The sequence below is a fragment of the Paraburkholderia sediminicola genome, assembly GCF_046026895.1.
GTDB lineage: Bacteria > Pseudomonadota > Gammaproteobacteria > Burkholderiales > Burkholderiaceae > Paraburkholderia > Paraburkholderia sediminicola_C.
Window position 1 is genome coordinate 1 of sequence record NZ_JAQQEU010000229.1, and the last position, 1,168, is coordinate 1,168.

The following is a 1,168-nucleotide window of genomic DNA, read 5'->3' on the forward strand; positions in this document are numbered from 1 at the left end:
GCTAGTGGTCTGCGTCAAACGTATTGCATCTTATTCAGCTTGGCCCTGGCACGCGTGACTTTTGCCAGGATGTCGGAGGCCTTTGCCGTCCAGATGAACGGTTTCGGATCACGGTTGTGCTTCTCCACGTACTGTTCGATCGCGCACACCAATTCAGGCACCGAGCGGAAGACCGCTCGTCGCAACTGGTTCTCTGACAGGTCACGAAAGAAACGTTCGACCATGTTGAGCCAGGACGCACTGGTGGGTGTGAAATGCATGTGAAATCGGGGGTGCTTGGCCAGCCAAGCTTTTACCTCGGGGTGCTTATGAGTTGCATAGTTGTCGGCGATCAAATGCAGTTCCTTGCCCTTGGGCGTGTTGCGATCGATCTTGCGCAAGAAGCTCAGCCACTCCTGGTGACGATGTTTCATCTGGCACTGGCCAATGACGCTCCCGTCGAGCGTGTTCAGCGCGGCAAACAGCGTCGTCACACCATGCCGCTTGTAGTCGTGAGTCATCGTTTGAGCGCGGCCTCGCTTCAGTGGCAGCCCAGGTTGCGTCCGGTCAAGCGCCTGGATTTGGGACTTCTCGTCGCAACAGAAGACCAAGGCATGCTCTGGGGGATCGAGATACAGCCCGACGATGTCATCCAGCTTCTCCGTGAAGCGTTTGTCGTTCGACACCTTGAAAGTCGTCACCCGATGCGGCTTGAGGCCGTGCGCCTGCCAGATGCGCCGCACGCTCGCCGCACTGATACCGGCCACCGCTGCCATGCTGCGCGTGCTCCAATGCGTCGCGTTATCCGGCCGCTGCTGCGTCGTCAGTGCCACGATGCTCTTGACCTTGCGCGCGGAGATCTTCGGCTTGGGCCCGGGTCGCGTCTCATCGCGCTCGATCCCTGTCACACCATCAGCTATAAAGCGACCGCGCCAGCGTGCCACCGTGCCTCGCCAGATACCAAGGTCCGCACCGATCTCTTTGTCCGTCTTGCGTTGCGCTGCGAGCAAAATCATCTTGGCACGCTCGGCCAGTCGAACTGGAATCGTCCGGCCGGTAGCCCATGTCTCCAACTGTTTACGCTGTGCTTCGCTCAGTTCAACCTTCGCCGCAATTCTCACGGGTTCTCCCTCCCAGCAAAGGAGACTCGCCAATCGCGATTAAGTTGCATTATTTGTGACGCAATACA

The 1,168-nt window shown here is 58.4% G+C and carries 1 protein-coding gene; it reads right to left on the bottom strand.

The annotated features are described in order from the left end of the window. Window positions 1-14 precede the first annotated feature (14 nt). On the bottom strand, window positions 15-1,100 hold the full coding sequence (locus PQR02_RS40445) for an IS630 family transposase (RefSeq protein WP_408243389.1): 1,086 nt from the start codon (window positions 1,098-1,100) through the stop codon (window positions 15-17). Window positions 1,101-1,168: the final 68 nt, after the last annotated feature.